Origin of the sequence: Silvibacterium sp., from assembly GCF_047605705.1 — a bacterium.
In the GTDB taxonomy this organism is placed as follows: Bacteria; Acidobacteriota; Terriglobia; order Terriglobales; family Acidobacteriaceae; genus Silvibacterium.
This window is the reverse complement of record NZ_JASGFD010000020.1, coordinates 57,987-83,579: the sequence shown is the minus strand read 5'-3', so window position 1 is coordinate 83,579 and position 25,593 is coordinate 57,987. Positions and strand designations below refer to the sequence as shown.

Genomic DNA, 25,593 nt, shown 5'->3' with positions numbered 1-25,593 from the left:
CCACCTCGACCTCGTTGTACGGCAGCCCGATGATGTTCAGCGGAAACACCAGCTCGCCGGTGTCCGCCATAAAGTCCACCGTCGTAGGATCGACCGTGGTCCACGCGCCCGGCAGCGAGAAGGCCCACAGCACCTCTTCCAGCAGCGGAAACACCAGCTCGCCGCGCCGCGGCTTCGCATAGCGCGCCTGGATGCTCACCAGCGGCAAAGTCGCCGGCGCAATCGGCGTCAGCGGCAGGTGCGAAAGCCGCACCGTCTGCGATCCGGCCACCATGCGCAGCCGCTCCGTGTACTGCGTCGGATTCAGGCTCACGCGCCGGCAGTGCGTATCGATCAACGCCGAGGCCATCGTGATCATGTCGTCCGACACGTCCGCTGCCAGCCCATAGCTCGCATACTGCGTTGGCTGCAGATATCCCATGCCCATCTCCTCAAAAGAAAAAGACCGGGCAAGCCTGGTTGGGCTCGCCCGGTCCGTTACCTGCTCTGTTGTGTTGTCAGAGCCTCCGCGCTCTACCGGTCGACCAGTACCTGGTAGTGCGCGTAGCTTGCGCCCTTCACCACTGGCGCGCCGAACTTCACCACCACGTACTGCGAGGCCAGCGTGCTCGGCACACCCAGCTGGAAGACCCGCGGATTCGGATCGCTCAGCCAGTGGTACTCGATCATGTCCTCGGTCACGATGTACGCCGGCAGGACAGCCGTGCCCGAGCCAGGCGTGCCCGTGTACGAGAGCGACCAGTCCGGGATCAGCGGCAGATCGCCCGCCTGCGTCGAGAGCATCTTCACCGTGAAGCCCGAGGTGATCTCCTTGGTACCGAGCACCACGTTGAACTCTGATTTCATCTCGCGATCGATCAGGTCCAGCAGCACCGGGTTCGCATAGATCGCAGTCGGCCGCACCGCGAAGCTTGTGCTCGCCACCATCAGCGCAATCGTCGACTTGAGTCCGTCGACGATGCTGTCCGCGGTGCCGATGGTCGTCGTATTGCCTCCGGCTGCGATCTGCGCCGCGCAACCGAAGTACTGCGCCGTGGTCGGCGTAGTCAGTGAAGTATCGTTGCCGTTCCACAACGCGACATCGTGGCTGATCATCACACCGTCGATCGTGTCCACCAGGTCCTTCGCCTGCAGGTAGGCAAACTGCTTCTGCTGTGTGCCCAGCTCCATGTCGAAGAGGTTGTAGTTCAGCTGCGCCACCACTGCCTTCAGCGGCACACTGCGCTCCACGCGCGTGGGGCTCACCACCGGGGCCGCAATGTTGCGCGGATCCACAAAGCCCGCCGTGCCCGGCACCGGGATCGCCGTCTCTTCAAAGAAGCGCGAAGGATGTCCGGTGGCCGGAACCTGCTTGATGCGCTGCCCGAAGAGGCTGCGCCGGCGGACGATGTCGGTGATCTCCGTCTGGTAGAACGGAACTTCGATCGCGCCGGGTCCGATGTAGTCAGCCGCCGCGTGGATGTCATAGAAATTTGCTCGCATGCTTCTCGTCGCTCCTCTGCAGGCCGTGCCTGCCGCTCAACAAAAAAGGCCCGCCGCAGCGGACCGCTCTCACCTCTGCCAGCGCCGCTCTAGGAAAGAGCCCCGGCGCGCAGCAGCTGCGACTTCACGGCGATGCGCTGCTCCAGGCTCAGCCCGGCCAGCGCCGCATCGAGTGCCCCTGCCTCGAGTCCCTCAAAGGACGCGATGCCCTGCTTGGCCAGCAGCTGCACCGTCGCCGCAGGCAGCGTCTTGCGCACCGCGGCCGTCACCGGAGCCGGGTTCGTTTCCTGCGCGCTGAGCTCCGCAATGCGCTGCTCTGCCACGGCCAGCCGATGCTCCAGCTCGCGTTCGCGCAGCGTCGGTTCGACACCCTCTACCGTCGCCACCATGCGGCTCAGCTCACCGGCTGCCGCCGTGCGCTCCTCCATCACGGCGGAAGCGGCGGAGGCCGCACGCTCCAGCGTCGCCGCTGCTGCGTTCAGCCTCTCCATCGCCTCCGTGATCGTGCCCAGAATCTCGCCTGTTTCTAATTCCATCGCTTCTCCCTCGCTTTCTCCCGCACCCTGTCCTGCGTTCTGTTCTGCCCTGTTGTCGTCCGTGTTCGTGTCTGCGCCCGCGCCTGCAGCGGTGCGCTCCGGCACGGCCTGCTCTTCAGCTCGAAGGACGTGTTGCGATACGCCGCCTTCTCGCGCAGCAGGATCGCCGCTCCGGTGAAGGTCGCCCGCGTCAGTGTCCATATCTCCGCGCTCATGTCGGCCACATGCGCGTCGGAGATCTCGTACGACATCCCCATGGTTCCCGGCGCCGAGCGCAGCATCTGCTGCCGCACCTCGGGAAAGTCTTTCCCGAAGAGATAGCCGCTCACCACCAGCCGCCGCCCTTCCACCTCGGCCCCGGTGATGATGCCGCACTTGCGCCGCGCATCGTGCCCATCCCACTCCGGCGAAAAGTCCACCGCCATGCCGATCAGCGACGGCAGAGCCGCCATCGCCGCCGAGCGCGCGAAGATCACCCTGTGCCCGCGCGCGCCCGACGGCGGACGGTTGCTCGGCTCATCGATCACCGTCAGCACGCCCTCAAAATCCACCCGGTTCGGATGGTCGGCAAACTCCGGCATCGCCAGTGCCAGTGCCTCGAGTCTCATCATTGGTTCTCCTTAAAGGTCCCCGTGGATCGAACCTCCGATCCCTTGCTGCTCAGTCCTCCGGCTGCATCAGCACCGCCTTTCCCGCGTCCGTGCGTTCCACGTTGGCCAGCTCCGCGATATTCGGCTTCACGACCGATCCGCCAGGCAGAGCCGACAGTCCGCGCATCGCACGCACCTCGTTCACCGTCAGCACACCGGCCGCGAGCAGCGCCGTCTGGATCTGGATCTCCTGCATCTCGTCGCGCGAGTCCAGCTCGTTGAAGACGAACTCGAACTCCCGCCAGCCCAGCTTCTTCGCGAAGAGATCGCGCGTGATGTGCTCGGCCACCAGCCGCGCCAGCGGCGTGATCGCGCTGTGAAAGGCCTCATCGATCAACTCGCCCGCCGTCGAGCGATTCACATCACCTTCCAGGCCCAGCAGCATCGGCGGCAGGTTGAAGGCATTCGCCACCATGCGCACCAGGAACTGCTGCCAGTTCAGCCGCAGATCGGCGTCTGTGCCCTGCGCAAAGCGCAGCACCTCCGGTTTCTGTGCCGAGCTCAGGATCGGCACACGCCCCGTGCCCTCAATCTCGTCCTGCCACCAGCGGATCAGCCGCTCATGCTGCGCCGGCGTCGTCTCGTCGATCCATAGCGCATACTGCACCACCGCGTTGCTCGCCAGCTTGCCCGCAAAGCGATGCGCGCTCAGGAAGTTGTTCACCGTCTCGAAGGCTACCTCCAGCGATCCCAGCCCGAACGGCGTATGCGTGCGAGGATTCAGCCGCAGATAAATCAGCCCGTCGTCCTTGAGCGGAATCAGTCCTGTCGTTCCAGCGAGCCCCGTCGCCTGCGCATAGCGCGGCGCATTCGGCGAGCCGTTCCACTTGGGATTGATCTGGATCGTCGCCCCATCCACCGGCCACAGCGCAAACGGCCGCTCCGGATCGTCCACGCGCTCCATCTCGATTGCGCCGAAGCCACCCACCAGCGTGTCCTCCAGCACCTGCTCCAGCAGCGTGCGGAAGCTGTCCGTGTCGTTCGGCTCCTCAAGCGCCCGCCGCAGTGCCCTCTGCTTGCGTCCCGCGTAACCCACGTTCTCTGCGGTGAAGTCGCGCTTCAGCCGCACCTGCCAGTCCATGCTGGCCACGCGGTCCTTGATGATGTTGATCGCCCGCCGCACCACCGGCGTCTCCGCAAACCGCCGCAGGTTCGCCGGAGTCGGCTTGGGCAGCGCGCGATTCGCCACCGGATACGGTCCGAATATGGATGGCAGCGCCATCGTCCTGCGTTTGGCCACCTCTTCCGCGGCAGCCAGCTCCGCGTTCGGAACTGCATTCTCCCGGCGTGCGCCGCCCAGCTGCTCCCATGCCCGGCCCCATGTCCTGTCGATCGCATCCTTCCAGCTCACACGCGCCTCACTCTCTTCGCTTCGCTCACGCCAAAAGAAAAGGGCATGGCCTCAGGCCATGCCCCGCGTCATCAGTTCCAAGTTGCATCCCGAAGGATGCTCAAAAGCACTCGCCCACAAACCCACTGTCATCCCGACCGAAGCCCAGCGCAGTGGAGGGACCTGCGGTTCTGCGGTGCTGGCAGCGGAAGGTTGTTACACTCGCAGCTCCCGCTGTGCCGCCTCTGCCAGCTGCGGCAGTCTTTCCGTCGTCAGCACCCGAATCCCCTTCGACTCCATGGTCTCTCGCGCAAAGCTGTACTGCTCCTCGCGCTCCGCGTCCCCGGCAAGTGCTGCGAGTGGCTGGACGATGGCGGCGAAGTCTAGCTTTGCCCCTTCTTTGTCCGCAAATCCTTTTGTCAGCCCGTCCATGCTGAACGCCAGCACCTTCGCCAGGTCAATATCCGTGTCGAGCGATACTGCGTGAAACATTCGCACCACCCCGTTCGGGCGATACCCGCAATCGATCTTCAGCGTGTCGCCGGCCTGCGTGTAACTCGACGCCGGGATTCGCTTCCGCATCAGCTCCCAAACCCCGGCCCGCTCGAACTCCGAGCGCATCCGCCCGTGGATGGCCATCCTTCCGCTCTTCCGCGCCACGGACTCGCGCTTGCGGCTCTCCACGTGCAGCCGCATCAACAACTCCATCTCCGCCGGCATCGATTCGGCCAGCGACGGTTTCGCGATGGTCACCTGCACCATCTGCGAGAAGGACTCGTTCATTGTCCGCATCACCGGCTGGTCTTCTTCCGCGAGCCGCCGCTGCAACTCGCCCTCGAGCGCCTCCAGCATCTCCGTGTCCGCATCCGGATCGATGCACCGCACCCGGCTCCAGTCGCGCGTAAAGCGCACCGTTGCCGACTCCGGCTTACCTGCCTCGCGCAGCAGCACGCCGATATTCACAAACTCCCCGCGCACCGGGTCCGGCACATAGCGCACCAGGAAAAACTCGCAGGGGATCCGCCCCGCCCCCGTCCACGTCTTGGCCTCTTGCCTGTTCAAGCTGCTCTACGATCCCACACTTTCTTCGTTCATGTACCCCGCTCGCAGTCGAAAGGCGTGAAACTCTTATCCAAGCCCGGAGCCCTGAATCGCGACCGAAGGGAGCAGGCGCCGAAGGCGATTCGCCCTGCGCGAAGCAGCGCGACCGAAGGGAGCCGGTGCCGAAGGCGATTCGCCCTGTGCGAAGCAGTTACATCACTGTTCCACCACTCAATCTATCGCCCCATCCGGGCTCCACAAACATCCCTCTCCGGATATCCCCAGGCCTCTTCCCCCAGTTCGGAAACGGCCTGCGATTTGATTCCCGAAAGCTCTCCACCAGTTCCCGCACCCGGTTCCTGCGTCCGATCAGCCGCTCCACCAGTGCCTCGATCGCCGAGGCATCGCCCTCGTACCACTCCGGAGGTACCGTCTCCGCGATCTCCCACGCCACCTGCGCCTCCATCGCCTCGATCCGGCTCAGCCACGGCTCGAAGCTCTCCCAGCCCGTCACCGCTTCGTACACCAGGTTGCGCTGAAAGACCCCGCGCATCGGGGAATCGCGAAAGGACCACTCGCCTGCGTTGAAGCAATACCCGTAATCGATAAACGTCGCCGTGTAGTGCTTCTCCCGCGCCCGCTTCGTGTAGACCGCCTGCCGTCCGTTCGCATTGCATGTCCACTTGTCCAGCGCCAGGATCCCCGCAAACTCCCGCAGGTTCTTCACCCCGGCCAGCTGCTCCTCGGGCAGATAGTCCACCAGCTGCCCCGGCATCAACCCACCCACCAGCTTCGATCCGAAGCACAACCCCGGCTTGCACGGCTCCTGCCGCGGGCCGAGGTCCATGTACAGCTCCGGCGTGTTCGACGTCAGCCACTCCGTTACGTCGATCACGTCGCATGCCGGCACCGTCAGCCCGGCAGCCGCGGCCAGCTTCGTCGCCATCAGCTCGTTCACCAGCACCCGCAGGTGCTGCGGGTTGTTCTGGAACTTCACGACCCAGGCCTCGCCGTCATCTCCCAGCATCAGGTGTCCCTGCGCCCCGCCTCGCATGCGCCGGATGTGCTGCACCGCCAGGATCGCCAATCGCCATCCTCCACCGGATGACGTTGTCATCCCGACCGAAGCGAAGCGAAGTGGAGGAACCTGCGGTTCCTTCACTCCTGTCGCAACAGGCGGAATTCTAGCAAGCTGTGCACAGTGTTCTCGAATTACTTTCGGAGCATCCGCTCCCCACGCACGGCCAAAGCGATCGCCATCGCCATCAGGCAGTCGTCATGCTCCCCATGCTGCGCCGCGATCTTTCCGTTCCGATGCCGCACAAACGTCCTGCACTCCCGTATCAGCCGCCGGCTCACAAACGCCTGCGGACACTCCAGCAGCGCCACCCCCAGCTGCGCGATCATCTGCGGCCGCGACACTGGCGAGGTCAGCCATCCCCCCAGCCCATCCTGCTCGTAGATCCGCGCATACCGGCACACCGAGGTCAGCAGCGCCAGGATCGCCGCGCCGTGATTGTTCCGCTCCACCACCACCAGTGCCTCGTTGTACTCCCGCGCCAGCTGCGCCACCACCTGCGCCAGCTCGAGACCGCCCATCTTCGCCGCCAGCTCCGCGCACTGCATGCCCTGCTCCAGCTCCAGCACCTGCACCGCCGACCAGTCCCCCTCCGCGCCTCCGCCTGCCGGATCGACCGCCACCACGTAGCGCCGCCCCTCCGCTGAAGGAAGCCACACCCGCAGCAGCCCATGGCATCGCGTCTCCCGTGGCTCCCGCGCCTCGCGTTCCAGCCGCGCCAGCGCCGCCTCCTCGAAGACGCACATCCCGCTGCTCAGGAAGCACTCCTCTGCGCTCTCCGCGTACTCCTGCTTCGCCAGCCCGCGAAAGTTCGCCATCAGCTGCCGCCGGAAGCCGATCTGCGCGCAGCTCAATCCCGCGGCGGCCATCAGCGCCCTCTTGTCGGCCGTCAACGTCGACTCGCACACCGCCGGCCCCACATACCCCGGCTCCAGCCACCAGGGAAAGAAATGCCGCACCGTCCCCGCCGCCTCGGCCTCCTGCCACTCGTTCCAGAAGCACCCGCCCGCGCCCATCGGCGTCGACTCCAGCGCCATCTCCCCCTGCGGAGCCAGCGCCGCCCGCAGTCCCTGCAGCGTCTCCGCCGCGTCGCCCGGCCACCGCGCCACCTCCGACCCGTGCAGGTTTGTCACCGTCAGCCCGCGCCCCGCGTTCGAGTCGGCCGCGCTCTCCACGCGATACTCACTGTCCAGCAGCGCAAAGCCGATCTGCCGCACATTCGACCGTGACGTCCGCATCGTCGCCCCCAGCTCCTTCGGCAGCGACTCGACGAACCGATGCACCATCCGAAAGAGCGCCTCCGCTGCCTCCTGCGTATGCGCTACCTGCACCGTCAGCGATCCGGGCTGAAGAATCGTTTTCAGAAAGAACCGTCCCGTGATCCACGTGCTGATCCCCATCTGCCGCGCCTTCAGCACCACATTCCGCTGCCCGCGCCGCGCCTCGTAAAGCTCCTGCGCCCGGTTCGGCACCAGAGGAACCCGGCGCCCCTCGCGATCGCGGATCCGCAGCCAGGTCCGCGCCAGCCTCACCGCAACCGTCTCTCCCTCTAAAACCCCATCCAGACCCTGTCCCAGCGACAGCAGCTTGTCCAGCTCCAGCCGCTCCGCCCCCGCAATCGCCGCAGCAATCTCATGTTCGCAAGCCATACCCGTCGAACTCTGTCCCGTAGTCGCCAAAGCAAGCCATGAAAGGTACCGGATGTCCCGCCCGCACTCCGGGTGGCCCATACAAGCCAGCAGTTGGCTTGTGTGGGGAAGCACGAACCCGGGTGCCCCACCTCTCGCAATTGAGAGGTGGGAGGGATGCAGGTATCGAGTAGGAAATGGGTACCTCATCCAAGCTCCGCTTGGGTGGGAGGAACGAAATCCCGCACTACGCTCTCATTTCATCCCTGATCCCTCAATAGGCGTACCAGTTGTAATCCGGCCCGCACACCAGCGTGCGTTTCCCCGCTGCCGAGATCGCCAGCGTCGCCGCCGCCGTCCCCGCATAGTTGATCGTCTGCGAGCTCACCGTCGCCAGCGTCACCGCGTTCGCCGAGGTGTCCGACTTGATAATCGTGAACTCCAGCCCCGTCGGCGCTGCCTTGTCCGGCCACGCCGTGTAGCAGCTCGGCAGCGTGATCGTCTGCGCCCCGCTCGCCGCATTCGCAATCACGTTCTTGTTTGCATTCGTCAGCGTTAGCGTCGACGCCGTATTCAGCACCGTGCCCAGCGCTATGCCGCCGGTCGATTTGATCGTCCCCTGGTACGTCACGTTGAAGAACGGCGTCACGCCCGAGAAGTGACCCTGGATGACGTCGCCCTCGTAGCCCGTATAAAGCTGCGCCACAAAAGCCGGATAGCTCGATGCCGCCGCAATCGGCGTTGACCACACCCTCGGCACCGCGCCCGAAGGGTCATTGATGTTCGCGCCGCCGCTCGAGAAGCCCGATACCTCTTCCGGATTCAGCGCCTGCACATAATTGCCGCAGCCCGTCAGCCCATGCACCGTGCTGAACGTCGGAGGATTCCCCGAAGTCCCCGCATACGTGATCCAGTTCACAGCCGTGTTCATGCCCAGGCAGTCGATATTCGCCAGCATCAGGTTATTTGTAACTCCCGCTGCTACATATGCCAGGTTTGCATTCGGAAAGCTCGTCAGGTCCGGCCATTGAATATGCCCTCCGTGCGCCGCCACGCCGTCCGCGCCAATATAAAACCCGGCAATCGCCGGGCTGTCGAGATACGCATCCGTCCAGATGCTACCGCCCCCGCCCGTATCCTCGATCACGTAGTTCGTCGCGTACGAAGCATTCGCTGCCGTGCTCGTCGTCGCCGTGTTCGAGCACGGCGCCGTCGTGCACGTGTATGGATAGCCGAAGCCGTGAATCAGGTATCCCGTGTTTCCCGTGCCCTCGTTGAAGACGCTCGCCGTCAGCGCATTCCTCACCGTGATGTCGTCGAGATGACTGTCGATCGCCGTCTTCTGGATATGCACCCCATACGCCGGCCGCGTTGCCGGCGTGAACAGCGAAGCGTTGTAGCTCACCGTCACATTGCGCAGCAGGAAGTTCGCCTGGTGCCCCGCCGTCGTCGACTCCTCGCCCAGCAGCACGCCCTCTGCCGTCGTATCGTTCACCGTCACGTTGTCGATCAGCAGTCCGCGAAACCACTGCATCTCGAAGCCGTGCGTCGCATTCGTAGCCGCAAGGATCACAAAATCCTTGAACGTGCAGCCCTGCGCCTGTGTTGTGTTGCCGAGATAGATCACATCCCCACCCAGGCTCGCCGGCACCGTCAGCGTCGTCGCCACCGTGCTGCCCGCGTTCACCGTCGTGCCGCCCGATCCGATCAGGTTCACACACGCGCCATTCGTAGGCTCATTCAACGTAGTCGAAACCGCGAAGCTCCCCGGCCCCAGCCGCACTGTCTGATTCTTGCCGCTCGCGCTCGCCGCGCTCAACGCCGCCGCCCACGCCGCGTTCACACTTGCGTAGGTCGCGCCATCCACCGTGATCTCGCCATTGATCGCCGCCGCGCTCAGCGCGCCCTGCACCTCTTCTGTGCCGCTCACGGTTGCATTTGCCGTCGCCCCTTGCGCCGCCAGGCTGAATGCGCCCACCCAAGCCGTGCCATTCCACACGTCATACTCCCAGCCCGCCAGCGATCCCGTCAGGTTCGGTCCGCCCTTCATGCAGAAGCGGTTCTGCGCATGCGTCGAGCTCGACGAAGGCCCCACGTCGTACCAGCAGCTCGAGCTCGCAAACTGGTGCCCCAGCGCATAATTGCCTCCGGGATTCGCCCCCAGGTTTACCGCCTGCGTGGAATAGCCGTTCACCATTCCTTCGAAAAATGGTCCCCCGATGGAATTCGCGATGATCCCCGCTGCCGGGTTCGCATAGGAGACCCACGCCGAGCTGCCCGTCGGATACGTCACCGCCATCACAAACGGAGGCCCGCCGCCATTCAGAAATTGCCCGTTCGTCACCTCGCTCGTCTCACCCGTCGAGGACGCCATGCTTCCCGACCCAAGCACCGTCACCTCCGCGCTTGAGTGAACCTTCAGGAAGCCCGCGCCATACATCTCCGGCGATCCGAAGAAGAGCGAATCGTTCAGCAGTGAGATCTGCGCAATCGTGCCCGTCGTTCCCGCGCCGCCCGGCGTCGCAATGCCCACGTTGTCCGGAATGTTTCCCGCAATAATGTCCGAGCACGTCAGCGCGCTGCTGTCGTTGCAATCCGCCGCCCAGTTCGCCCCCGGCGGATCGATCGCATTGAAGTGCGTCGCGCTGACCAGCAGCCCGTTGCCGTAGCTCGTCGACTGCGTAATCAGCTCCACCAGCGATCCCGCCGGCCACATCGTCGCCGCAGGCGCGGTGGTCGCGTAGCCTCCCACCGTGCTCACCTGCCGTGTCGCCAGGTACAGGTTCCCATCGCCCGCGAACCCCTTCACGCAGGCAATCTCGTACTGGCCCTGCTGCACGCCGCTGGCGTAGGCGGAGGCCGTCGTACTGCCCCACGCAAAGTCTTTTGGCGCGATCATCACGTAGCTGATGCAGCTCGCAGCCTGCGCATCGGCAGGATCGTTATAGTAGTCCGGGAACCACATCCCGCTGGCCGCCACCGTCAGCGATCCCGCGGCCAGCGAGCCTCCCAGCGTCGTCTGCGGCAGCAGACCCCCCACCGTCACGCCTGCGTTCATGTGCGGCTGTCCGTTGATCGGAAAGCCTTCCAGGTAGAAGTTCGTAATCTGGTTCGCTTCGCTGTTGAAGGCCTGAAATCCGCCCTCCGCGTAGAGCGCTTTGATCGAGCCTCCGAAGAAGCCCACATCCACCGCCGCCATCCACACTGCCGAGTGATTCTCCGGCAGGATCGCCGGCAGAAAGCTCGCCCCTGTCACCGTCGCCGATCCATTCGCCGCCGAGCTCGCCGTAAGCGTGTACTCCCCGCTGGCGGGAGAGTTATTCGCTACCGAGGTCACCTGCCAGAAGCCGTTCATCGCGGACACATTCGCAACCCCCGTCAGCTCAAACCAGTGCCCCGCGCCCAGCGGCGAGTTGCCATTCGTGCTGCCCGTGTCCGTGCCGCCCTGTACCACCACTGTCAGCGTTGATCCGTTCCCGCTCGCCGAAACCAGCTTCTGCGCCACCGTCCAGCCATATGCGGGAAACGCCCCGTTCGGGCAGTTATTCCCCCAGCAATAGCCATCGCTCGCAATGCCCGGCGACTCGATGTTCGTCTTGAAGAAGTGGTCCTCGTTCGTGTTCGTCGTCAGCACCAGCGGCCAGCGCACGGAGTCGATCTGCAGGTCGTTCGATTCCACTCGCTCGCTCGATCCATTCAGTTGCAGCCCGCGCCCGCCCGAGTTGTAAAGCCGCAGCCGGTTCAGCTTGAACCCCGGCACACTGTCCAGCTCCACCAGGTCCGCCGTGTGCAGGTGTGATCCGCTGGTCGTGATCTGCATCTCCTGCAGGCTGCCCGCGCACAGCTGTCCATCCAGCAGCGATCCCCCCTCGTACACCGTCACCGCATTCGCCGCATTGCCCGCCTGCTCGATCGTCGTCGCGCTCGGACCATCGCCAACATAGTGCAGCGCGCAAGGCAGCCGCAGTGCGCTGCTGATCCTGTATGTGCCTCCGGGAAAATACACCGTCGGCGTCTGCCCATTCGCCGAGACGCTCTGCGCGTAAGCCACCGCCGCCGCGATCGCGCACGTCGAATCCAGCGTCCCCGTCGGATCGGCTGCGTTCGCGCATCCCGATCCAAAATCCGGATGCCGCACATCCACCCGTGGCAGCTTCGTGATCGCATTCGGCGTGTTCAGCGCGCCGCTCATCGTCGCTCCGGCCAAAGGCACCAGCGCTGCCGCCAGCGTGTCCGCGTAGTGTTTCGTCGCCGCCTGCGTGCCGGAGAGAGGATCTCCATTCAGCAGCAGAGCCCCCGTCATCGCTCCGCCTGTCAGCGGAAGATACTGCCCGGTGATGGCGGCAATCGACGTATCCACGTAGTCCTTCGACACCGCCTGCACCGCAACCGTCGCCGGCGCCAGCGCAGCGCGTATCGATGAGATCGCCGCCGTCGTCGCCGCCGGCACCACCCAGTACTCCTTGCTCACCGAGCCGTCGTCCAGGTGATACACCGCCGTGTAGTACGTCCCTGCCGGATAAGCCCCCGCATTCGGCGCCAGGTTCAGCGAAAGAAATCCATCCACGCCGATCGTCGCCGTCGTGCTGCCCGCCGCGACCGCCTGGTTCGCCGCCGTCGCAAACGCCGGCCAGTTCACGATCACCGTGCCCTGTGCCGCCGTTCCGTCCGCGCGATAGATCGTCCCCTGCACGGTCGTCGTCGTCACCTGCGCACGGGCCGTCACCGCCAGGACAACGCATAGCCCCAGCATCCACCCCAGACCTCTGAATCGCAGCGCTCTTCCGGTCAAGTTCATCCTCGCTTCCCGCAGCCCATCCATCGCGCAAACAAAAAGGGAGAAGCCTCGCGGCCTCTCCCTTCGTTTTCTTCACTCTTATTTTCAGGATAACAACCAGCGGCATAATTCCATGCCACGCGGATACAGCCGCTAACCATCAGTATTTCCGCATATTTGCTCGTGCTTTCGTCCTCTCGCTCTCTTGACACCTCTCCCACGGCTCGAGTTTCAGCAGCTCAGCATCCATCAGCAGCGCCGTCAGCCGGTCCACGGCTCCGCCGTAATGCCGCGCAATCGATCGCAGGCTCTGCCCCGTCAGCTCCGCAGTCTCCGCATACGTGTACTCCTGCAGCGTGATGCGAGCCACCAGCTCCTGCGCCTGTCCGTCCAGCCGCGCCAGGCAGCGCTCCACGTCGATGACAAAGACCACCGCGTCCTCGAAGTTCCGCAGGCGGCTGCTCGTCGCCCGTCCTCGCATCACCGTGCGGCTCAGCAGCGAGGGCAACCGGCCCATGTCCATCGAGATGCGCAGGTACCTCCGCATCAGGTCCTCCGTATGCTTGCGGTAAAAAGCCAGGCTCGGATCGGGCTCTGCCGAAGCGGGAGCCGTCCCCGCCGCACGCGAGGAGCTCTTTCCCGCCGCGCTCATGCATCCTTGCGCGGAAATGTATGCAAGTACCGGCGCCGCGCTCATTGCGTGCCTCCTTCCACAACGGGCCGCCGTTTCTCACCCTTGCACGGTCGTCCTCGCCGCACGGTTCGCAGCTTCGGAAAGCTCTCCAGCCGCTTGGCGCAGCCATGGCAGTAAATACCCGGATGATGTTCGGCGCGAAACCACAGGCCTCCGCAACCTTCACAGACTTTCAGGTAAAGTCGCTGGTAATTCATGGGGCTCCAGGGTGATCCGAGTCGAGGGGCGCAGCAGCCTGCCCGTCTCCTCGCAGGAAATGCATGGTTCGCCTGCACACGCGTCATAAGCGGGTTTTGCGGCGGATCGCATGCAGAAGTTCGTGATGCTGGGGTCAAAATGCAAGCCATGGGAAGTTCCCCAAATCTCCGCGGAATCGCTCGCCTGCCATGCCACCTGCGGCGACAGTTCTACCTGCCGGCCCCGGCCGCGCTCGCTCAACCCTCGGATCGTCGATAAAAGTGGTTCCGAATCTAGCGGGCGCTCCCGGGTGCGTCAACGCTTGCATCTATCTCTGGCGGGGCCGCTTCAACCAGGGTCTTCCGTAACATCGCCATATGCCGCAAAAGGCGTGTCTCGGGTTTTCTCTGAGCAAATATCTTCGCCGCGGTGTATAGCTCAAAGACAACTCGTCGAATGAATTTCTCCCAGCTTCACGAGCGCTTACGCCTGTACCTTGCAAGCCGCATCCAGAGAGGACTGCTCACCGGCACGCAGATCGCAGCTCAGACCGGACTCCAGCCCGCGCATATCTCCAACTTCCTGCGCCGCCGCCGTCGTCTCAGTCTCGATGCCCTCGATCGCGTGCTCGCCGCACAGGCGCTCACCGTCGCCGATCTCTTACCCGTGCTCGACCGGACCGCCGCAACCCAGCCCTCTCTCTTTCACCACGTCCCTCTGGTGCGCGATGAGATCGCCATGCGCGCGCCCCACATCACCCGCGCCATGACGCTCGAAGTCGTCGAAATCCCCGCCGGCCTGCTCGAAAGCCTCCGCCCCCGTCGCACCGCCAATCGCCGCGACTGGCATCGCTTCGTCGCCGTGCGTGTCAGCTATCTCCAGGCCCTGCCCATGTCGCCCGTGCTGCTGCCGGAGGCCGTCGTCATCCTCGACCGTCACTACAATTCCTTCACCCCGCACCGTCCGCCCGCGCCCAGTCTCTTCGGTATCGGCATCGATCACACCCTCGCATTTCGTTACCTCACCGCCGATGCCCGGCGCGTCATCCTCCGCCCCTATTCGCTCGCGCATCCCGTAGAAGTCCTCGACCGCGACGAGCTCACACCCCACGCTCTCATCACCGGCCGCGTCTGCCTCTGCATCTCCGAGCTCTGACTCACCTCCCGCTATACGCCAGCACTCTGTCATCCCGACCGAAGCGACGGTAAGGGAGCGCAGTGGAGGGACCTGCGGTTCACGCAGAGAGCGAGGATGCAAGCTACGGCATATCGACACGGTGTAAGTCTGAGCGCGAGCTCACGAGGATTTGCGCTTCTCCATGTACGCCATTCCGACCGAAGCGGAGGAACCCACAGTCACGCTGTGAGTAAGAGCACAAATCTCACGATGTGCCATGCAAGCCCGCAGCTGGAACGTGGGAGACAGAACACTCCCGCAACCCGCCAACGCCGTGTCATCCCGACCGAAGCGACCGTAAGGGAGCGCAGTGGAGGGACCTGCGGTTCACGCAGCAGGCGAGGATACAAGCTACGGCATATCGACACACGGTGTAAGTCTGAGCGCGAGCTCACGAGGATCCGCATTTCCCCACAAAAATGTCATTCCGACCGGAGCGGCCACAGGCCGCGAAGCGGAGGAACCTGCAGTTCGCCATCAGGCACGTGAAATCCGTGACGGTGGCCCATTCAAGCCAGTCGTTGGCTTGAGTGGGGACATCCCCATCAAATCCACCCGAACTGTCATCCCGACCGAAGCGCAGCGCAGTGGAGGGACCTGCGGTTCACTCAGCAAGCGAGAATGACATCCGACTCGCAGGGATCAAAACCTCCCCACAACTGTCATTCCGACCGGAGCGGCCATAGGCCGCGAAGCGGAGGAACCTGCAGTTCTCTCTCAAATAGCGAGGATGCGGGCGGGAGAAAACAAAAACCACTCTTTCATCGAATAGGCTCTGCCCGCCGGGTGCCCCATTCAAGCCGGTCTTTGGCTTGAGTGGGGAAGCACGGACGTTCCGCTCTCACCTGATCCCTGAATCGCGAACAGAGAGAGCGGGTGCCGAAGGCGAAAGGCCCGGACGCCAGTCCCCGCTCTGCGCGCAGCAGCGGATTTTGATAGCATCGGCTTCGGAGGATCTTCATGGATCAGGCAGTAAACACGCCCACCGGCGCGCGCCGCGACGAAGACATCGCTCTCGACCTCTTCAAGTTTGTGGCTTCCACCGCGGGCATCGGCCGCACCGCTGCGCCCTCGGCCGGCTTCGCCGCGCCCAGCGCCGCCAAGGCAGAGGACCACGTCGAAAACCTGCTCGACCTCTACACCCGCTGCCTCAAGGCCGTTTCCGGCAACCAGGGCAAGTAGCCGCGGTGAGTCAGTCGCCGCTCCACGTCGCCGTCTGCGGAGCCGGCGCCTTCGGCCGCAACCATCTCCGCATCTATCGTGATCTCGAGCAGCAGGGCCTTACGGGTTCTGCTGCGGCGAACCCCATCCGTCTCTCGGCGATCGTCGAGTCCGACCCCGCCCGTTCCCTCGCCCTTCACACCGAATACGGAGCCCCGGTCTTCTCTTCGATCGAAGCTCTTCTCGAAGCCCGCGCAAAAGGCGAAATTGCCATCGACGCCGCCTCGGTCTGTGTGCCCACCTCCCTCCATGCGAAGGTCGCCGCCCCGCTGCTCGAAGCCGGCATCGATCTGCTCATCGAGAAGCCCATCGCCGCCACCCGAGAAGAGGCCGCATCTCTCAACGCCCTGGCCACAAAGCACCGGCGCATCCTGCAGGTCGGCCACCTCGAGCGCTTCAATCCTGCCGTCGCCGCCATCCAGGGCCATCTCAACGGCCCCATGTTCTTCGAGGCGCATCGCCTCAGCGTCTTCACGCCCCGCGCCCTCGACGTCGACGTCGTCCTCGACCTCATGATCCACGACCTCGACGTGGTGCTCAGCCTGGCCAAATCGCCCGTCCGCGATCTCCACGCCGTCGGCCTGCCCATCCTCTCGGGCAAGGTCGACATCGCCAACGTCCGCATCGAGTTCGAGTCCGGCTGCGTCGCCAACTTCACCGCCAGCCGCGTCAGTACCGAGCGCGTCCGCAAGCTGCGCTTCTTCCAGCCGCACCAGTACGTCTCCATCGACTACGCCCGGCAGGACCTGCTCGTCATCGATGTCAGTGGTGCCGCAGGCGCGGCTGCGCTGGGGACCGCCGGCGCTCAGCCCACGCCCGCCATCCCCGGCCTGCCCGCAGGCCTCTCGTTGCAGAAGCCGAAGGTCGAGCCCGGCGAACCGCTCCGCCTCGAAATCGAGTCGTTCCTGCAATCCGTCCGCACCCGTCAGACGCCCCGCGTCTCCGGAGAAGACGGTCAGGCCGCCCTCGATCTCGCCCTCGCGATCAACGAAGCCATGGCCGAACACGCCCGCCGCGCAGGATTGGACCGCTTCGCCAGCCCTGCCGGCTTCCCCATCCCGCCAAACCTCGCGTAGGCGCATTCTATTTGTCACTCTTACAGTGACAAATAGAATGCCCGCGACTCCCACCCGAACTGTCATCCCGGCCGAAGCGTAGCGGAGCAGAGGGACTTGTGGTTCCTGCTCGCAGGAGCACAAACCGGGGTGCCCCATCCAAGCTCCGCTTGGGTGGGAGAGTACGAACCCGGCCCAGCCGTGAGCATTCCAACTCGCCCTGCGCAAGCAGGGCGTTCGTTTTTGCATACCAACCGCAAAACCTGTCATCCCGACCGAAGCGTAGCGAAGTGGAGGGACCTGCGGTTCTCTCAGCGAGCGAGAATGACATCCGGCTCGCAGGGATCAACCCTTCCCGCCACAAGAATGTCATTCCGACCGGAGCGGCCACAGGCCGCGAAGCGGAGGAACCTGCAGTCGCCTTCAGGCACGTGAAATCCGTGACGGTTGCCCATTCAAGCCAGTCGTTGGCTTGAGTGGGGACATCCCCATCAAATCCATCCGAACTGTCATCCCGACCGGAGCGTAGCGAAGCGGAGGAACCTGAAGTTCTCTCTCAAGTAGCGAGGATGCGGGTCCCCCGCCTCTCGCGGTTAAGAGGTGGGAAGCTCTCAACGAATTTCTAAGATCGCGACCAGCGGGAGCGGAAGCCGAAGGCGATTCGCCATGCGCGCAGCCGTTCAGTGCAGCTCCTGCACTGTCACGCCCGAGGGCACCTGCAGCTCGAACTGGCTGTCCTTCAGCTCAAGGTTCGTCGTGACCTTCTGGAAGGTAGTCAGGATCTCCAGCTCCTCGAGCGGGCGCTTGATCGTAATCGTCCCCGGAAACTGGATCTTCCCGAAGGTCTGCTGCGGCCCATAGATCGCCTCGGTCTGGATCGCGCCCTTGCTGTCGTAGATATCCACCTGGTACGGCTCCAGGGTCAGCCGGTCGAAGTGAATCACTCGCTCCGCGATCAGCTCCTGGCTGTTTTCCTTGCGCTTCTCCACCGTCAGGTCATACTCCGGCTTCACAATTAGCTCTTTCGTCTTCGGATCGGGCACATTCTCCGTATCCGAAGTCAGTGTCACCAGCTCGTCCGGCCCAATGCAGTGGATCAGCAGCGAGTCCGAGAAGACATTCGGGCGGAAATTTTCCAGCGCATTCGGCGACTCCTTGGTCACCGTGTTCGGCCCTTCGATCACCTTGTTGTAGTGCGGCAGCCACAGCTTGAAGTCATCCCCGTTCGTGGCCATGTCGAAGGCGCGCGTATGCACCACCGGCAGCAGCCCGATCACGCGCAGCGCCTCCGGCTTCCGCAGCAGGATGTACCCCCCGAAGGAGGTGAACGTCTTGATCTTGCCCTTCTTCGCACCGCCCTCGGTCGCGGTGAACTCCACCGTGGCGGATAGCGACTGGATGTCCTGGCAGTGCGAGTTGATCGACTGCACCAGCTCGTCCGCCGTCGCCGATTTCACCCCGGTCGGCATCTTCGCTTGCTGGACCGAGCGCGTATGCACCAGGCACCCGCTCAGCCACGGCAGCAGCAGCAGAGCCCCCAGGGCCTTCTGTATCCGGTGTCTCTGCATCAGCGGGAACCCGCTTCGCGCACGGATTTACGGTAAGCCTGCACGTTCTTCTCGTGCTCCTCCAGCGTCTTCGCGAACTTCGACACTCCGGAAGGGTTCGCGCTCGCCGCCACAAAATACAGGTAATCCGTCTGCGCCGGATGCATCGCCGCCTTCAGGCTCACCGCTCCCGGATTGCAGATCGGCCCCGGCGTCAGCCCCGTGTGCTTGTAGGTGTTGTAAGCGGAGTCGGCTGCCAGGTCCGAGGCATAGATGGTCCCCCGGTACCGTCCCTCGAGCAGCGCCGCATAAATCACGGAAGGATCGGTCTCCAGCGGCATTCCCTTCGCCAGCCGGTTCTCGAAGACGCTCGCCACCAGCGGCCGCTCGGCCGGGATCGGCGTCTCCCGCTCCACCAGTGACGCCATCGTCACTACCCGGCGGTCGTTTCCGCTCAGGCCCAGCGTCGCCGCCGTCAGCCGGAACTGCCGTACCATCGCCGTCAGCATCTTCTCCGCCGAAGTATTGCGCGCAAAGCGGTAGGTCTCGGGGAACAGGTACCCCTCGAGCGACGTGGCTCCCGGATCGATGTCGGCAATCAGCTGCACGTTTGCCCGCGCCGCGGCCAGAAATGCATCCTTCGTCCCCAGGTGTGCCGCCTCCACGCGGTTGGCGATATCGAACAGGTTCGCCCCCTCGGGAATCGTCACGCTGATCGTATAGACGTCACCTCGCCGGATCCTGTCCAGGACCTCGTCCATCGCCACAGGGTGATCGAAGCGATATTCACCAGCCTTCAACGTGCCGCCGTCCTTCAGGTGCAGCAGTTCGAACGCGAACCGGTCCCGGATCACACCCTGTGCCGCCAGCTCCTGCGCAATCTGCATGGATGGTGTTCCCGGTGCAATCTCCACAAAGGTCTCCGACGTGGGGCCGGCAGGCACCTCGATCGCGAAAATCAGCCATCCCGACACCGCGATCAGGAGCAGAACCAGCAGAAAGAAAAGTCGCTTCACTTAGTCGAACCTTGCAGTTAGATTCCCACCCACCATTCTAAGATGCTGAGCCTTCGCCATCTTCCCCGAAACACCTCTCCACCTCACTTCATCCGTCATCCCGACCGAAGCGAGCCCAAGGCGAGCGCAGCGGAGGAACCCGCAGTTCTCCTCAACCAGCGAGAATGCGGGTGGGCGACCATCGGGAGCCGGTGCCGAAGGCGATCCGCCCTGCGCGCAGCAGCGAGCGAACGCCCGGACGGCCAGTCCCCGCCCTGCGCGCAGCAGCCGTTGGCTATAATGGATGTTTACAGTCGACCACGAGCGATTAAACCCCGGCAGCTCCAGGCGGAGCCGCCCTACGGACCTACCGAATGCCTGAACACATCAAGAAGAAGCTCGAAGAAGAGATTCGCCGCCTGGAACACGAACTGGCCCATGAGCTCCCGCAGGAGATCAAGAAGGCAGCCGCCCTCGGCGACCTCAGCGAAAACGCCGAGTACCACATGGCCAAGCAGCGGCAGGAGTTCGTCAACGCCCGCCTCGGCCAGGTGAAAAAGCGCATGGCCGAGCTCTCCCTGGTCAATCTGTCCAATATCCCCCACGATCGCGTCGCCTTCGGCTCAACCGTGACCGTTTTCGATACCTCCAAGGATGAGGAAATCGTCTACAAGCTCGTCACCAGCGAAGAATCCGACGTCAATCAGGGCCTCATTTCGACCACCTCGCCCATCGGCCGCGCCCTCATCGGCAAGCAGGTCGGCGACATGGCCACCGTCGTCACCCCGAGCGGCAAGCGTGAGCTCGAGGTCCTCAAGCTGACCACCATTCACGACACGGAAGAGTAAGCAGTGCCTAGTAAGGACCAGACCTCTCCCCAGGCCGACGCCCAGCGCCGCTCTGAGTACAGTTCGGATCACCGCACCTGGACCAGCGCGTTCGGCAATGCCTGCGGAGTGCTGCTGCAGGCCATCGTCAACGGTCTGGCCCTTACCCGCATCTCGCCGAACGTCCTCACCTTTATCGGCCTCATCATCAACACCGGGGCCGCCGTCCTTTTTGGCTTCGCCAATGAGGACAACTACGTCCGCATGTTCGTCTACGCGGGCCTGGTCATCATCGGTGCCGGCATTTTTGACATGGTCGACGGCCGCGTCGCCCGCAAGACCGATCAGGTCACCATCTTCGGCGCTTTCTTTGATTCCGTCATCGATCGCTACTCCGACGTGGTCCTTTTCTTCGGCCTGCTCGTCTTCTACGCCCGCGGAAACCGCCTCTTCTACGTCTTCCTGGCCGCCTTCGTCATGGTCACCTCACTGATGGTCAGCTACACGCGCGCCCGCGCCGAAGCCCTCATCGGCAAGTGCAAGGTCGGCTTCATGGAGCGCCCCGAGCGCATCGTGCTCATCATCCTCGGCGCTCTCTTTGACCGCTGGGGTGCCATGGCGCCCGTACTCTGGGTGCTGGCCGTGCTCTCCACCATCACCGTGATCCATCGCATCCGCTACACCTACGTGCAGACCAGTCATCTCGACCCGGTTCAGACCACCGATCCCGTGGCCCTGGCCGCCGAGCGCGAAGCCGCCGGCATCCCTGCTTCTTCCGGCAACGCTTAAAATCTGCACTGCGTCGGGTGGCCTACACAAGCCTGCAGTTGGCTTGTGTGGGGAAAGCACGAAAAAGAAATCCCGATACAATAGAAATCGAGAGAACTATTCATGGCCCACACCGTATTTTGCGCCCGCTACAAGCAGGAACTGGAAGGACTCGAGGAGCCCCCGTTCGACAGCGACTTCGGTCAGAAGATCTACAAGAGCGTCTCCAAGAAGGCCTGGGGTGAGTGGATCGAGCATCAGAAGATGCTCCTGAACGAATACCGCCTCCAGCCCTGGACCCCGCAGGCCCAGGAATTCCTCGTCGATCAGATGAACGCATACTTCTTCGGCGACGGCGCGTCTCTGCCCAAGGAATACGTTCCACCCTCCAACTAAAATCCGGCGCCTGATGTACACTACATCAGGAACTTGCCGTAGTCGGGACGTGGCTCAGCCTGGTAGAGCACTCGCTTGGGGTGCGAGGGGTCGGCAGTTCAAATCTGCCCGTCCCGACCATTGAATTCCAAACATCAGACCAAAGCTCGCAGTGGCACGAACCCGGGTGCCCCATCCAAGCTCCGCTTAGGTGGGAGAGTACGAACCCAAACCAGCCGCGAGTACCCCATCCGCCCTGCGCAAGCAGGGCGTTCGTTTTGCGCTCCAACCGCAAAACCTGTCATCCCGACTGAGGCGCAGCGAAGGAAGAGACCCTGCGACTCTCGCTCGCAGGAGCACGAACCCGGGTGCCCCATCCAAGCTCTGCTTGGGTGGGAGAGTACGAACCCAAGCCAGCCGTGAGCACCCCATCCGCCCTGCGCAAGCAGGGCGTTCGTTTTGCGCGCCAGCCGCAAAACCTGCCATCCCGACCGAAGCGCAGCGAAGGAAGAGAGCCTGCGGTTCCCGCTCGCAGGAGCACAACCCCAGGTGCCCCATGTCTCGAAGAGACATGGGAAAGCACCCCAAGAACGCCAACAAAAAAGGGAGAGCCATAAGCTCTCCCTCCATGTGCGAATCGCCAGCAACAATTAGCGATTCGGGTGATGCTCCTCGGCCTGCGGATGCTCCTGCGGACGAGCCTGTTCGTGCTGCTGTTGCTCCCGCTGCTGCTGAGCATGCTGCTGCTGCTCACGCTGTTGCGCCTGCTGCTGTTGGGCATGTTGTTGCTGCTCGCGTTGCTGCGCCTGCTGCTGTTGAGCATGCTGTTGCTGCTCACGCTGCTGCGCCTGCTGCTGTTGGGCATGTTGTTGCTGCTCGCGTTGCTGCGCCTGCTGCTGTTGGGCATGCTGTTGCTGCTCGCGCTGCTGCGCCTGCTGCTGTTGGGCATGCTGCTGCTGCTCGCGCTGTTGCGCCTGCTGCTGTTGGGCATGCTGCTGCTGGGCTGCCTGCTGCGCTTGCTGCTGTTGAGCATGCTGCTGCTGGGCTGCCTGCTGCTCCGGCCGGGTCGCTTCCCCTGGACGCGCCGCGTTCTGCTGCGGTTCCCCGGGTCTCGCCGCCACGCCGCGGTTCTGTTCCACCTGGCGATTCACCGCCGCACGTTCCGAGCTCACCTGGTGCTGCACCGCCGCGGGCGTAGCTGCCGGTGCCCGATAGCTGGTCTCCAGAGGCCGTGCGATTGCCGCCGTCGCTGGACGTCCGTGGTTGACGGACGCGAAGTTCTGCCGGTTTGCCGCTGCCTGCTGCACATGCGCGATCTGCGCTGGAACCGCGCCCATGTGCTGCTCGCGGAACGCAACATTCTCCGCCGCTGAAGGCCGCGCCTGCAGGCCGCCGTTGCCGCCGTTATAGCTCACGCGGGTGTTGTTGATGATCGTCACGTTGTGCACATACGTGTTGCGGACGATCGTCGTGTTCACCTGCGTCACCGAGCGGTTGTACAGGAAGTCGTTGCCGTGCCAGTAGCCGCCCTCGTAGCCGTTACCGCCGTAGCCGTACCCGTAATTCACGCCGCCATAGAAGCCGATATGCGGACCCCAGTATCCACGGTGCCATCCATAGCGTCCCTGATAGAAGCCCCAGTAGCCCGGCGTCCAAAGTGCGCCCAGGTAGGGAGCCATCACCCACACGCCCGGTACCCAGTAATAACCGGTCTGCGCGTAGCCCCAGTAGCCCGGCGTCCACATATAGTTGTCGCCCGGGCACGGCGGCTGCTCATACTCCGGCAACGCCGGCGGAGGTTCCGTTGCATACTCCACCGGTTCGGCCGCATCCGTCTCCGGTGCCTCGTAGTCGTAAGCCTGGGCGCTCGGCGCCGCATAGGAGTCCGAATACGAGCTGTTATCGGCTGGCGGCGGAGGCGCCGTCTCCTGCGAGCTGGAAGCGGAGCTCTGGTAGGACGAGGAGCTCGGAGCAGGGGTCGAAGCATACGAGGAGCCGCCGCTCGGCGCGCCCTGTGTCGTGGCTACCGCCGGTGCCAGGTTCGCCTGCTGCGCCGGATCGCTGTTATCTGTGGCCGCGGTGTTCGCCGCCGTCTGGTCGGTGGCCGAGTTGCTCTTGCAGCCGGCTGCGCCAAAAGCCAGGGCCAGCCCTAATCCCATCAGGCATGCTCGCGATGCCGCCTGCCGCAGATCTGTCTTTGCCGTACGTATGTCGCTCATGTGGGTTTTCTCCATTCCTGTCCTGCTTCGAGGGAACGCTTTCCTCGTCAACGCTACCTGTGATGCGCCTCGCGGCTGCCGGGCGGCCAGCCTTATCTCTTTCCTTTTCAGGAGTTCGCAATACCCTAGGCTGTACCACTCCGGACACACCATCCGGTAGCGATGCGCAGTGATGAATGGAAACCGGGTAGCCGGCGAAAGTTCCTGTGCTTTTCTCTCGAAGGAAGCCCGTAAGAGAAGCCCGCAAGCACCCCATGCGTGTCCAGACGCGCAGAAGGGGCTGCGCGTCCGCAGCCCCTCCCAGGAATGTCGCTACTGCGCGGCCTCACGCCGCACGGATTTCACCTTCTCTGGCCCTCTTGAGCTTCTCGCCCGGCGGTTTACCCGCCTGCTGATCAGCAAGCCCCTGATTCAGACTGGCCTGCTGGGCCTGGGTGGGTTGATGCACATGACCGAACTCCCGTCCGCCCTCATTCTTGCGCTCGTGCTCCTGCTGAGCCTTGCGCGCGTCCGGGGTTTGTGTGGTTTTCGTCATTCGGCATTTACCTCCTGCCTAACCTGAATACTGGGATGGATCTCGCTCCCGGGAAGGTTGCCGAAAGTGTTTCTTTTCCGTGAATCTCGCTAAGTGCTTAAAAGCAAAACGCTTGCCTCTGCCCCGACAGAAAAAGAATTCCACATCAGGATCCGGAGTGTGCAAAACTTCTTCGCCTGTGAGCATGGAACAGAGCATTCGACCCAGGCCGAACAGGAGACCTACTATGACAGCATTCGCCGTCGCGCTCTCTCCAAACCCGTCTTCTCCAAATCCGATGCCAATTCCGCCCATGCCAACCCGCAGCGAATCCGCTACTGTCGATCCGGATCATGCCTGGCAGATCGTCTCGAACCGGGACGCTCGCGCCGATGGCCGGCTCTTCTACGCTGTCCGGACGACCGGCATCGTCTGCCGTCCGTCCTGCCCCAGCCGTCGCCCCGCGCGCGCCAATGTCGAGTTCTTTCCCGATCTCGTCACCGCCTTCGCCTCCGGCTACCGTCCCTGTCTCCGCTGCAATCCCGCCGGCATCCACGCGGACGCCCAGCGGGTCGAAACCCTTTGCGCGCATCTGCGCCGCTACTCTGACCGCCCGGTTCCGCTCGCCGAGCTTGCGCCGCTCATCGGTCTCTCTCCGCTGGCCGCGCAGCGGCTCTTCCGCCGGGTTCTAGGCCTCAGCCCCGCGCAGTTCCAGGCGCAGACTCGAGCCGCCGCCCTGCGCCGCAGCCTCGACAACCCGGCGGCCCGCATCACCGACGCCATCTATGACGCCGGCTACTCCGGCTCTTCCCGCATGTATGAAAACGCCGCCCTCGGCATGAAGCCCGCCGACTACCGCCGCCGCGGCCAGGGCATCTCCATCGGCTACACCCTCGGCAACTCGCCGCTCGGCCGCCTGCTCATCGCCGCCACCGGGCGCGGACTCTGCGCCGTGATCCTCGCTGCGGACGACGACGAGCTTCTCGCTCGCCTGCACGCCCAGTTCTCAGCGGCAGAAATTTCTCCGCAGCCCGATCTCGCGCCAGTGCTGGTCCAGGTGCTCACTCATCTCACTGAGCATCCCGTCGCTCTCGATCTCCCACTCGATCTCCGCGCCACGGCCTTCCAGATGCGCGTCTGGAGCGCCCTGCGCCGCATCCCACGCGGCGAAACCCGCACCTACGCCGAACTCGCCCGCGACCTCGGCCAGCCAACCGCCGTCCGCGCCGTCGCCCGGGCCTGCGCCTCGAACCCCGTGGCGGTCGTCATCCCCTGCCATCGCGTCATCGGCTCGGACGGCAAGCTCACCGGCTACCGCTGGGGCATCGAGCGCAAGCAGAAGCTTCTGACTCTGGAGTCCGCGAGCCTGGAAGAGCAGGTCTGATATTTTCTATCCCTTGTCATTCCGGCCGAAGCGCAGCGAAGTGGAGGAACCTGCAGTTCTCCCTGCATGCCGAAAATAAGGGTGCCCCGTCCAAGCTCCGCTTGGGTGGGAGAGGACGG

General features: G+C 64.0%; 21 protein-coding genes and 1 tRNA gene. 8 read left to right on the top strand and 14 right to left on the bottom strand.

What is annotated here, in order from left to right; genetic code table 11:
• The 10 genes from QM649_RS09480 to QM649_RS09435 form a co-directional block, all read right to left on the bottom strand.
• On the bottom strand, positions 1-421 hold a 421-nt coding region (locus QM649_RS09480; protein ID WP_415198788.1), incomplete at its 3' end, for a hypothetical protein.
• A 92-nt stretch (positions 422-513) separates the two neighbouring features.
• Positions 514-1,482, bottom strand: coding sequence for a hypothetical protein (locus QM649_RS09475; RefSeq protein WP_415198787.1), 969 nt, complete (start codon positions 1,480-1,482; stop codon positions 514-516).
• An 89-nt stretch (positions 1,483-1,571) separates the two neighbouring features.
• Positions 1,572-2,018 (bottom strand): hypothetical protein, encoded by a 447-nt coding sequence (locus tag QM649_RS09470; protein ID WP_415198786.1) that lies wholly within the window; start codon positions 2,016-2,018, stop codon positions 1,572-1,574.
• Complete coding sequence (locus QM649_RS09465; protein ID WP_415198785.1) at positions 2,009-2,629, bottom strand: hypothetical protein; 621 nt, start codon at positions 2,627-2,629, stop codon at positions 2,009-2,011. The genes QM649_RS09470 and QM649_RS09465 overlap by 10 nt, the downstream gene beginning before the upstream one ends.
• A 49-nt stretch (positions 2,630-2,678) precedes the next feature.
• Complete coding sequence (locus QM649_RS09460; protein WP_415198784.1) at positions 2,679-4,019, bottom strand: phage portal protein; 1,341 nt, start codon at positions 4,017-4,019, stop codon at positions 2,679-2,681.
• 195 nt (positions 4,020-4,214) lie between these two features.
• Positions 4,215-5,060, bottom strand: coding sequence for a DUF3037 domain-containing protein (locus QM649_RS09455; RefSeq protein ID WP_415198783.1), 846 nt, complete (start codon positions 5,058-5,060; stop codon positions 4,215-4,217).
• Between the two features lie 190 nt (positions 5,061-5,250).
• Positions 5,251-6,126, bottom strand: coding sequence for a HipA family kinase (locus QM649_RS09450; RefSeq protein WP_415198782.1), 876 nt, complete (start codon positions 6,124-6,126; stop codon positions 5,251-5,253).
• A 125-nt stretch (positions 6,127-6,251) separates the two neighbouring features.
• Positions 6,252-7,766: a terminase gene (locus tag QM649_RS09445; RefSeq protein ID WP_415198781.1), complete on the bottom strand. Its 1,515-nt coding sequence runs from the start codon at positions 7,764-7,766 to the stop codon at positions 6,252-6,254.
• A 253-nt stretch (positions 7,767-8,019) separates the two neighbouring features.
• Positions 8,020-12,537 carry a glycosyl hydrolase family 28-related protein gene (locus tag QM649_RS09440; protein ID WP_415198780.1) on the bottom strand — a complete coding sequence of 1,506 codons (4,518 nt, stop codon included), beginning with the start codon at positions 12,535-12,537 and terminating at the stop codon, positions 8,020-8,022.
• Positions 12,538-12,682: 145 nt separating this feature from the next.
• On the bottom strand, positions 12,683-13,174 hold the full coding sequence (locus QM649_RS09435; protein WP_415198779.1) for a hypothetical protein: 492 nt from the start codon (positions 13,172-13,174) through the stop codon (positions 12,683-12,685).
• Positions 13,175-13,849: 675 nt separating this feature from the next.
• On the opposite strand from QM649_RS09435, the gene QM649_RS09430 reads away from it, so the two are divergent.
• The 3 genes from QM649_RS09430 (at position 13,850) to QM649_RS09420 (ending at position 16,866) form a co-directional block, all read left to right on the top strand.
• Positions 13,850-14,548: a hypothetical protein gene (locus tag QM649_RS09430; RefSeq protein ID WP_415198778.1), complete on the top strand. Its 699-nt coding sequence runs from the start codon at positions 13,850-13,852 to the stop codon at positions 14,546-14,548.
• Between the two features lie 981 nt (positions 14,549-15,529).
• Positions 15,530-15,751 carry a hypothetical protein gene (locus tag QM649_RS09425; RefSeq protein WP_415198777.1) on the top strand — a complete coding sequence of 74 codons (222 nt, stop codon included), beginning with the start codon at positions 15,530-15,532 and terminating at the stop codon, positions 15,749-15,751.
• Between the two features lie 5 nt (positions 15,752-15,756).
• Complete coding sequence (locus QM649_RS09420; RefSeq protein ID WP_415198776.1) at positions 15,757-16,866, top strand: Gfo/Idh/MocA family oxidoreductase; 1,110 nt, start codon at positions 15,757-15,759, stop codon at positions 16,864-16,866.
• Positions 16,867-17,525: 659 nt separating this feature from the next.
• Here the strand turns inward: QM649_RS09420 and QM649_RS09415 are convergent.
• Together QM649_RS09415 and mltG are read right to left on the bottom strand one after the other, a co-directional pair.
• On the bottom strand, positions 17,526-18,413 hold the full coding sequence (locus QM649_RS09415) for a LolA family protein (protein WP_415198775.1): 888 nt from the start codon (positions 18,411-18,413) through the stop codon (positions 17,526-17,528).
• Complete coding sequence (mltG, locus tag QM649_RS09410; protein WP_415198774.1) at positions 18,413-19,408, bottom strand: endolytic transglycosylase MltG; 996 nt, start codon at positions 19,406-19,408, stop codon at positions 18,413-18,415. The genes QM649_RS09415 and mltG overlap by 1 nt, the downstream gene beginning before the upstream one ends.
• A 353-nt stretch (positions 19,409-19,761) precedes the next feature.
• Here mltG and QM649_RS09405 point away from each other — a divergent pair, with 353 nt between their 5' ends.
• The 4 genes from QM649_RS09405 to QM649_RS09390 all read left to right on the top strand — a co-directional run bounded on the left by QM649_RS09405 (position 19,762) and on the right by QM649_RS09390 (position 21,498).
• Positions 19,762-20,235: a GreA/GreB family elongation factor gene (locus QM649_RS09405; protein ID WP_415198773.1), complete on the top strand. Its 474-nt coding sequence runs from the start codon at positions 19,762-19,764 to the stop codon at positions 20,233-20,235.
• Positions 20,236-20,343: 108 nt separating this feature from the next.
• Positions 20,344-21,003, top strand: coding sequence for a CDP-alcohol phosphatidyltransferase family protein (locus QM649_RS09400; protein WP_415198791.1), 660 nt, complete (start codon positions 20,344-20,346; stop codon positions 21,001-21,003).
• Positions 21,004-21,105: 102 nt separating this feature from the next.
• Entirely contained in the window at positions 21,106-21,378 is a 273-nt protein-coding gene (locus QM649_RS09395) for an oxidative damage protection protein (RefSeq protein WP_415198772.1), read from the top strand.
• A gap of 43 nt (positions 21,379-21,421) precedes the next feature.
• A tRNA-Pro gene (locus QM649_RS09390) sits at positions 21,422-21,498 on the top strand.
• 509 nt (positions 21,499-22,007) lie between these two features.
• On the opposite strand, the gene QM649_RS09385 is transcribed toward QM649_RS09390, so the two are convergent.
• Both QM649_RS09385 and QM649_RS09380 read right to left on the bottom strand, forming a co-directional pair.
• Complete coding sequence (locus QM649_RS09385; RefSeq protein WP_415198771.1) at positions 22,008-23,576, bottom strand: YXWGXW repeat-containing protein; 1,569 nt, start codon at positions 23,574-23,576, stop codon at positions 22,008-22,010.
• 325 nt (positions 23,577-23,901) lie between these two features.
• Complete coding sequence (locus QM649_RS09380; protein WP_415198770.1) at positions 23,902-24,111, bottom strand: hypothetical protein; 210 nt, start codon at positions 24,109-24,111, stop codon at positions 23,902-23,904.
• A 226-nt stretch (positions 24,112-24,337) separates the two neighbouring features.
• Between QM649_RS09380 and ada the strand changes: the two genes are divergently transcribed.
• Positions 24,338-25,474 carry a bifunctional DNA-binding transcriptional regulator/O6-methylguanine-DNA methyltransferase Ada gene (gene ada / locus QM649_RS09375; RefSeq protein ID WP_415198769.1) on the top strand — a complete coding sequence of 379 codons (1,137 nt, stop codon included), beginning with the start codon at positions 24,338-24,340 and terminating at the stop codon, positions 25,472-25,474.
• Positions 25,475-25,593 lie beyond the last annotated feature (119 nt).

What these genes read in the sequence shown, in the direction of transcription:
- QM649_RS09475 (WP_415198787.1), bottom strand. Translation starts at nt 1,482, where the DNA reads ATGCGAGCAAATTTCTATGACATCCACGCGGCGGCTGACTACATCGGA.
- QM649_RS09470 (WP_415198786.1), bottom strand. Translation starts at nt 2,018, where the DNA reads ATGGAATTAGAAACAGGCGAGATTCTGGGCACGATCACGGAGGCGATG.
- QM649_RS09465 (WP_415198785.1), bottom strand. Translation starts at nt 2,629, where the DNA reads ATGATGAGACTCGAGGCACTGGCACTGGCGATGCCGGAGTTTGCCGAC.
- QM649_RS09445 (WP_415198781.1), bottom strand. Translation starts at nt 7,766, where the DNA reads ATGGCTTGCGAACATGAGATTGCTGCGGCGATTGCGGGGGCGGAGCGG.
- QM649_RS09435 (WP_415198779.1), bottom strand. Translation starts at nt 13,174, where the DNA reads ATGAGCGCGGCGGGAAAGAGCTCCTCGCGTGCGGCGGGGACGGCTCCC.
- QM649_RS09430 (WP_415198778.1), top strand. Translation starts at nt 13,850, where the DNA reads ATGAATTTCTCCCAGCTTCACGAGCGCTTACGCCTGTACCTTGCAAGC.
- QM649_RS09425 (WP_415198777.1), top strand. Translation starts at nt 15,530, where the DNA reads ATGGATCAGGCAGTAAACACGCCCACCGGCGCGCGCCGCGACGAAGAC.
- QM649_RS09415 (WP_415198775.1), bottom strand. Translation starts at nt 18,413, where the DNA reads ATGCAGAGACACCGGATACAGAAGGCCCTGGGGGCTCTGCTGCTGCTG.
- QM649_RS09405 (WP_415198773.1), top strand. Translation starts at nt 19,762, where the DNA reads ATGCCTGAACACATCAAGAAGAAGCTCGAAGAAGAGATTCGCCGCCTG.
- QM649_RS09395 (WP_415198772.1), top strand. Translation starts at nt 21,106, where the DNA reads ATGGCCCACACCGTATTTTGCGCCCGCTACAAGCAGGAACTGGAAGGA.
- QM649_RS09385 (WP_415198771.1), bottom strand. Translation starts at nt 23,576, where the DNA reads ATGAGCGACATACGTACGGCAAAGACAGATCTGCGGCAGGCGGCATCG.
- QM649_RS09380 (WP_415198770.1), bottom strand. Translation starts at nt 24,111, where the DNA reads ATGACGAAAACCACACAAACCCCGGACGCGCGCAAGGCTCAGCAGGAG.
- ada (WP_415198769.1), top strand. Translation starts at nt 24,338, where the DNA reads ATGACAGCATTCGCCGTCGCGCTCTCTCCAAACCCGTCTTCTCCAAAT.